Genomic DNA, 6,954 nt, shown 5'->3' on the forward strand with positions numbered 1-6,954 from the left:
TGGGCAGAAGCGTGACCCGTGACTAGACGCTAGGCGCCATTGCTGAAGTTTTCGCCCTGCAGTGCGTATCGCAAATCCGACTGAATTTCGCGCGGATGGATCATCCAGGCCGTGGCCGCTGGGGTGGAGAGACTTTGCACCAGTGCTGAAACCTGCTCGAGCCCTTGCAGCATCACGCCATCCCACAACCGCAGGCCGCCGCGATAGGGGTGATACCCGCGGATCTGTTGATGGCGTAAGCCGCAGCAATGTTCGGGGTCCATGCCTGTCTGTTCGCTGAGACGACGCGCCAGCGTCAGTGCTTCCAGCTGCTCGCTCGGCTTGAGGTGGCCGACGGCCGTGGCTTTCAAAAGGCGACGATCGAGGAAGCGGCTACAGAGTGAGGCCAGCGGAGCGGGTGCCTCCTCCGCCCAGCGCTGCAGGTGATAGCCCGTGCGCAGGTCGTCATTGGCCAGAAAGGCTTCGGGTGTCAGGGCATCGGGTTCCCAAAGCCAGATGGCCATCACTGGATCGCACCACACCCGATCGCCCCCGAGTTGTCTGGCCAGACGAATCAGACGCTCCAACATCCAGTTGCACACCACATTCAGGCGATGGGTGTAGACGCTGCGGTACATCAGATTTCGCACCACCAGGTAGTGCTCCACAGCCATGAGTCCTTTGGGGTCGATGGCCAGGTCTCCATCCGGGGCCAGGGTGAGGGCCGCGATGATGCGCTCCAGATCCAGTTGGCCGTAGCGGGTGCCGGTGCTGTGGCTGTCGCGCATCAAATAGTCCAGCCGATCGCAGTCCAGCTGGCTGCTGACCAGGGCCTTGATCACCGGGCGCTCAGCGCGTCCATGCTCCAGCAAGGATGCGACTCCCTCCGCCGTGCCTGGGGCCAGCTGTTCCAGCAATGGGTTGATCTCTGGATGTTCGCGCACGAGGCGGGCTGACCAGCTCTCGTGATGGAGCCCGAACATCTCCTCACCGGTATGGCTCAGGGGGCCATGGCCGAGATCGTGAAGCAGGGCCGCGGCGTACAGCACCCTTTTCTGTTCGTTCAAGCTCGGATCGAGTTGCACCAGCCTGCGGAAGGCGAGACGTGCCAGATGAAACACCCCCAGCGAGTGGGTGAAGCGACTCGACTCCGCGCCATGAAAGGTGAGGAAGGCGGGCCCCAACTGCCTGATCCGCCGCAGTCGCTGGAAAGGGCGGCTGTCCACCAGCCCCATCACCATGGCTTCAGCGGGATCCTCGCCAGCAAGCTGGATGCTGCGATGCAGTGGATCGTGATACGTGCGTGACGCCATCACGGATCAAATCGCATCCGGATCGGCTGCATCCGCTGAGGTTGCCTCCTCCGGGCTTGGATTTTGTTCTGCGTTGCTCTCGAGCAGGGGCTCAAGGACCCGTTGGGCATCGATCAGCCAGCTGTCTCCGTCCCCGCCAGGATTGAGGGGTTCGGGTTGATCGAGTCGCCTGTCAGGCTCCAGGCCCTGTCCCTGGATGTCGCGCCCACTGGGAGTCAGATACCCCGCCACGGTCACTGCGAGGCCACTGCCGTCACTGAGATTGGTGAGGGTCTGGATGAGCCCTTTCCCGAAGGTTCGACTCCCCAGCAGTTGTGAGCGGCCATCGTCCTGGAGTGCTCCGGCGAGAATCTCGCTTGCGCTGGCGGTGCCTCCATTCACCAGTGTCACCATCGGCCCGTCGTAGAGGGTGAGGGCACTGGCCTGGATTGGATCGGCGATCCCTTCGCGATTCCTGGTTTCAACAATGGGATCGTTGCTGATGAAAGCGTCCGCCACTGCCAGCCCAGCGCTCACCAGGCCACCGGAGTTGTTGCGCAGATCGAGAACAAGTCCTTCGATTCCCTTTTCAGACAGTTCGGCGATGGCTTCCTGCACTTGCTGGGGCACCCCCTCGCTGAACTGGGTAATGCGCAGATAACCGAGGGTGTGGTCGTTCTGACGCAGGCGTCGGGTGCGGACTGGGCGCAGATCCACGCTGCGTCGCTCCAGGGTCACTTCATCTGTGGTGCCATCTGGGGCTTGCAGATTCAGCACCACCTGGGTTCCCACATCACCACGCAAGCGTGCTGCGGTTGCTTCCAGCCCGAGGCCGTCGGTGGGTTCACCATTCACAGCTAAAACTGCAGTCCCGCTTACCACCCCTGCTTCTGCGGCAGGTGAACCCTCCAGAGGGGCAATCACGACCACGCGGCCATCGTCACTGCCGTGGGCCAGTTGCAGGCCGACACCACTGAGGCTGCCTTGATTGCTGGCCTTCATGACGGTGTAGTCATCCGGGCGCAGCAGCCGGGTGTAGGGATCGCCCAAAGGGCTGAGCATGGTCTCGATGGCGCTGTAGGCCTGCTCACTGCTGGTGATCGTTCCCTCTAAAGCCTTCTGGCGCAACCGCTTCCAGTGCACCTCCTCGAAGCGATCAGGATTGACGTAGCTCTGGTTGACCAGCTTCCAGCTCTCCACCACCAGCTGCTGGGCGTCGTTCAGCGCGATGGCTGGGCTGGCGACCAGCACCGTGCTCAGCACCAAGGACACCAGTGCTGTGGCCACTTGTCGCCAGGTGGTCCATTGGCGATTAACAGTCGGCAACATCGACTTCATACCTGGCGCGATCGCTGGGATGTGTTCAGTAGACTCTCGCAATCCAAGCCCACTTCTGCATGGCGAACTCCTCACCTGTCTACGACTGGTTCCAGGAACGTCTTGAAATTCAGGACATCGCTGACGACATCAGCAGCAAGTACGTGCCCCCCCACGTCAACATCTTTTATTGCCTTGGCGGGATCACCCTGGTCTGCTTCCTGATCCAGTTCGCGACTGGATTCGCGATGACCTTCTATTACAAGCCGACTGTGGCTGAGGCCTATTCCTCGGTTCAGTACCTGATGACCGATGTCAGCTTCGGCTGGCTGATCCGCTCCATCCACCGCTGGAGCGCCTCGATGATGGTGCTGATGCTGATCCTGCACGTGTTCCGCGTGTATCTGACTGGAGGTTTCAAGCGTCCTCGTGAGCTCACCTGGGTCACCGGCGTCACCATGGCAGTGATCACCGTTTCCTTCGGCGTGACCGGCTATTCCCTTCCTTGGGACCAGGTTGGTTATTGGGCTGTGAAGATCGTGTCCGGCGTGCCCGCAGCTATTCCTGTTGTTGGTGACTTCATGGTCGAATTGCTTCGGGGCGGCGAGAGCGTGGGTCAGTCCACCCTCACCCGCTTCTACAGCCTTCACACCTTTGTGATGCCCTGGCTGCTGGCCGTGTTCATGCTCATGCACTTCCTGATGATCCGGAAGCAGGGCATCTCCGGTCCCTTGTGATCCAGCCACATCCGTTCAGTTTCAAGCGAACACGTACTGGTCATTCCAATGCACATTCTCAAGAAGCCTGATCTCGCCGATCCCAAGCTGCGCGCCAAGTTGGCCAAGGGCATGGGTCACAACTATTACGGTGAGCCTGCGTGGCCTAACGATCTCCTCTACATCTTCCCAGTGGTGATCCTTGGCACCATTGCTTGTGTGGTGGGCCTCGCCGTGCTTGACCCTGCCATGCTTGGGGACAAGGCTGATCCGTTTGCCACTCCTCTGGAAATTCTTCCCGAGTGGTACCTCTACCCCGTCTTCCAAATTCTGCGCGTCGTTCCCAATAAGCTCCTCGGGATCGCTCTGCAGACCCTCGTTCCTTTGGGTCTGATGTTGGTTCCGTTCATCGAGAGCTTCAACAAGTTCCAAAACCCTTTCCGCCGTCCTGTGGCGATGGCAGTCTTCCTTTTCGGAACTGTCACCACCATTTATCTCGGCATCGGTGCTGCTCTTCCGATCGACAAGTCCCTGACCCTGGGTCTTTTCTGATTCATTGTTACGAACACCGTTTTCAAAGCCCGGTCGACGACCGGGCTTTTTTATGGCTGGGATTCGGAGGCTGATGCCTCATCGTTGTCTGCGCCGGTCCCAAAAAGCTCCTCAAGATCGAGGATCTCCACATCTTCTGGACGGGTGCGAAGAAAGTGGTGGAGCAGCAAGAAACCAACGATGGTCCAGGTCTGATACGTGCGTGATTGCTGTCCGACCCACGTTCCTGTGGGGCCGTCGAAATATTCCGCCCATTGTTGGCGTGGCAGTTGATTGAGCTGACTCCAGTAGCTTTCTTCCAGCAGGGCTTTCATTTGCCCCATCAGCAGCACATCAGCATGGGGGTGTCGGCGCTCATGCAGCAAGATCGATGCCCCAAAAAACCAGAGCAAGCTCGGCCAATGGCCACCGTTGTGGTAGCTCCACGGCCAGTTTTTGGGATCTGATCCAGTTTTGTTCTGCCATTCGAGTCCATCCATGGGCGGGTGGCAGATGCGCATGGGCATCTGGGCCATCAGATGATCGCGGTTATGGAGCACAAGCCGAAACAAGGCTCGTTGTTGGGGGCTGGTCAGTAGCCCGAAGAGACAGCCCAAGGAATTTCCGAGGCTGTAAAAGCGGAAGTCCGGACGACCTGTCCGCATGTTCCCTATCAAGTAGCCACCTCGGTTTTCCAGCCAGTCCTGTAACCAATCCGGAATCACCTGGGGTTGAACGTTGAATTCGTTCTGGTGCTGGTTGTCTCCGTATTGCTCGGTTGGTCTTCGCCTCAGCACCTGCATGGTCTTACTGGTGACCCAGTAGTGCTTAAGCAGAAATTGCCTCAGGTCATGGACCCACTGACGTGTGAGCACCAAGCGTTGATCCAGCAGACGACTGTCGTGGTGGCGCCGGCTCAGTTCCATCAGCTTGATGCAGCTGCGCAGTGATCCGTACAGCAGCACTTCCACTTCCAGCGGAGCACCCCACACATCCATGGGGCGATCAATCATGAACGCGCAGTCGGGAACGAACAGCACTGGCGTGCCTTCGAAGGTGGGATGCAGAACCAGATCCAGTAACAGTTGGATGCCGCGTTGCACCTTCTGGCTTGAACCGAACTCCTCGTCGCCGCTGTGCTTGACGTAAAGCCAGCAGAGCACAGGCCACCAGAGACTGGCATCGACAGAGGTAATCCGACCGATCGAGCGTTGGCCGTAATCCGCTAGGAGTGCATCGCCCTCCTCGACAAAGCTCGTGGGGAAAACACCGCGGGTCTGATAGGTGGTGCTCTGCAGATCAAGGCAGACCGTGAGGAAATGCCGGACGATGTCGTACCTCCGTTGGGTCAGGAGATAGACCATCACCGGCACGTTGTCGCGCAGGAAGATTTCTCCGTAATTCAGGGCTTCGTCATGGCTTGGATGTTCCAAGGCCGCAACCGACCCAGCGACAGACCCGGCGATCTGGATCAAGGTGCGTTCGAAGTGTTCCTTCGCTTTCTCAACAACCTGGTCTTCCTTGGAGCTCGGCCGCACGCGCTGGTTCTGTTGGCTGAAGCGTCCTGCCATGGCGCTTGAAGGGGCGTCCTAGGTAAACGCTAGTAATGCCAAAGGATTTGGGCAGTGGAAGACAGTCTGGAGAAGTGATGAGCTCGCTGGATGTTGCGCACAGCCCAGTGATGGGTTATGTTTTTGGACTGCGCAGGAGCCGAGAGGCGAGAGCGCAGGTCACGGTCTGATGAGGCGAGAGCTTTGTTGTGTCTGTGGCGCTTGCAACAGATGAGGGAGCGATCCCACGGTGTTGTAAGTTCATTAGGCGGTCGCGAGGCCGCAGCGCAGAACCACTCCTGAGAGGGAGTAGGGAAGCGAGAACCTGGACAATTGAAAAGTTTAGGAACTGACGCTTTTATCGCGTTTGGTTTTGAGCCGAACTGAAAGGTGAGGTGAGGAGCTGAATGGAATTGCGATAAAGGTGTGAGGTCCCGTCAAAAATTTTCGTTGCGTTGAAGTCATTCGCTGCAACGGGGAGGTTTTCACGAGCCTCTTTGTTGCCGGTGTGCGAAGTGACGGAGCAACAACCGGATCTGAGATTCTGGAAAGTCATGGATAGAGAGATCTAGAAGTGCACTCTTAAGAACCCTTTTTGTGTCAGCTGAAAGGAGGCAACAACTGCGGAGAGCATTTTTGCTGCTTTGCGGGTGAAGCAAATCATTTTGAGGATGTGAAAAACGTCTAAGAGGAAATGATCTACAACGGAGAGTTTGATCCTGGCTCAGGATGAACGCTGGCGGCGTGCTTAACACATGCAAGTCGAACGAACCTTCGGGTTAGTGGCGGACGGGTGAGTAACGCGTGAGAATCTGCCCTCAGGAGGGGGACAACAGCTGGAAACGGCTGCTAATACCCCATATGCCGCGAGGTGAAATGAATTTCGCCTGAGGATGAGCTCGCGTCTGATTAGCTAGTTGGTGAGGTAATGGCTCACCAAGGCATCGATCAGTAGCTGGTCTGAGAGGATGATCAGCCACACTGGGACTGAGACACGGCCCAGACTCCTACGGGAGGCAGCAGTGGGGAATTTTCCGCAATGGGCGAAAGCCTGACGGAGCAACGCCGCGTGAGGGATGAAGGCCTCTGGGCTGTAAACCTCTTTTATCAAGGAAGAAGATCTGACGGTACTTGATGAATAAGCCACGGCTAATTCCGTGCCAGCAGCCGCGGTAATACGGGAGTGGCAAGCGTTATCCGGAATTATTGGGCGTAAAGCGTCCGCAGGCGGTCCAGAAAGTCTGCTGTTAAAAAGTGGAGCTTAACTCCATCATGGCAGTGGAAACTTCTGGACTAGAGTGTGGTAGGGGCAGAGGGAATTCCCGGTGTAGCGGTGAAATGCGTAGATATCGGGAAGAACACCAGTGGCGAAGGCGCTCTGCTGGGCCATAACTGACGCTCATGGACGAAAGCCAGGGGAGCGAAAGGGATTAGATACCCCTGTAGTCCTGGCCGTAAACGATGAACACTAGGTGTCGGGGGAATCGACCCCTCCGGTGTCGTAGCCAACGCGTTAAGTGTTCCGCCTGGGGAGTACGCACGCAAGTGTGAAACTCAAAGGAATGACGG

5 protein-coding genes and 1 rRNA gene are annotated in these 6,954 nt (G+C 57.9%); 3 read left to right on the forward strand and 3 right to left on the reverse strand.

Translation table 11 applies throughout. From position 1 onward, the window contains the following. Positions 1–29: 29 nt before the first annotated feature. Both RS9916_RS13390 and ctpZ read right to left on the reverse strand, forming a co-directional pair. Complete coding sequence (locus tag RS9916_RS13390) at positions 30–1,292, reverse strand: HD domain-containing protein (protein WP_007099996.1); 1,263 nt, start codon at positions 1,290–1,292, stop codon at positions 30–32. A gap of 6 nt (positions 1,293–1,298) precedes the next feature. Then, complete coding sequence (ctpZ, locus tag RS9916_RS13395; RefSeq protein ID WP_007099997.1) at positions 1,299–2,609, reverse strand: carboxyl-terminal processing protease CtpZ; 1,311 nt, start codon at positions 2,607–2,609, stop codon at positions 1,299–1,301. A 59-nt stretch (positions 2,610–2,668) separates the two neighbouring features. Here ctpZ and petB point away from each other — a divergent pair, with 59 nt between their 5' ends. Further along, positions 2,669–3,325 carry a cytochrome b6 gene (petB, locus tag RS9916_RS13400; protein ID WP_007099998.1) on the forward strand — a complete coding sequence of 219 codons (657 nt, stop codon included), beginning with the start codon at positions 2,669–2,671 and terminating at the stop codon, positions 3,323–3,325. A gap of 48 nt (positions 3,326–3,373) precedes the next feature. After that, on the forward strand, positions 3,374–3,856 hold the full coding sequence (gene petD / locus RS9916_RS13405; protein ID WP_007099999.1) for a cytochrome b6-f complex subunit IV: 483 nt from the start codon (positions 3,374–3,376) through the stop codon (positions 3,854–3,856). A gap of 50 nt (positions 3,857–3,906) precedes the next feature. Here the strand turns inward: petD and RS9916_RS13410 are convergent, their stop codons facing one another. Beyond that, the gene (locus RS9916_RS13410) at positions 3,907–5,406 is read right to left on the reverse strand and encodes a glycoside hydrolase 100 family protein (protein ID WP_007100000.1); all 1,500 of its coding nucleotides are present in this window, start codon (positions 5,404–5,406) and stop codon (positions 3,907–3,909) included. 680 nt (positions 5,407–6,086) lie between these two features. Here RS9916_RS13410 and RS9916_RS13415 point away from each other — a divergent pair. Continuing rightward, positions 6,087–6,954: ribosomal RNA gene (locus RS9916_RS13415) — 16S ribosomal RNA — on the forward strand; the annotation flags it as partial.

Origin of the sequence: Synechococcus sp. RS9916 (genome assembly GCF_000153825.1) — a bacterium.
GTDB lineage: Bacteria > Cyanobacteriota > Cyanobacteriia > PCC-6307 > Cyanobiaceae > Synechococcus_C.

Excerpts from the sequence above, each read along its gene's own strand:
- RS9916_RS13390 (WP_007099996.1), bottom strand. The coding sequence starts at position 1,292 with ATGGCGTCACGCACGTATCACGATCCACTGCATCGCAGCATCCAGCTT.
- petD (WP_007099999.1), top strand. The coding sequence starts at position 3,374 with ATGCACATTCTCAAGAAGCCTGATCTCGCCGATCCCAAGCTGCGCGCC.
- RS9916_RS13410 (WP_007100000.1), bottom strand. The coding sequence starts at position 5,406 with ATGGCAGGACGCTTCAGCCAACAGAACCAGCGCGTGCGGCCGAGCTCC.
- ctpZ (WP_007099997.1), bottom strand. The coding sequence starts at position 2,609 with ATGAAGTCGATGTTGCCGACTGTTAATCGCCAATGGACCACCTGGCGA.
- petB (WP_007099998.1), top strand. The coding sequence starts at position 2,669 with ATGGCGAACTCCTCACCTGTCTACGACTGGTTCCAGGAACGTCTTGAA.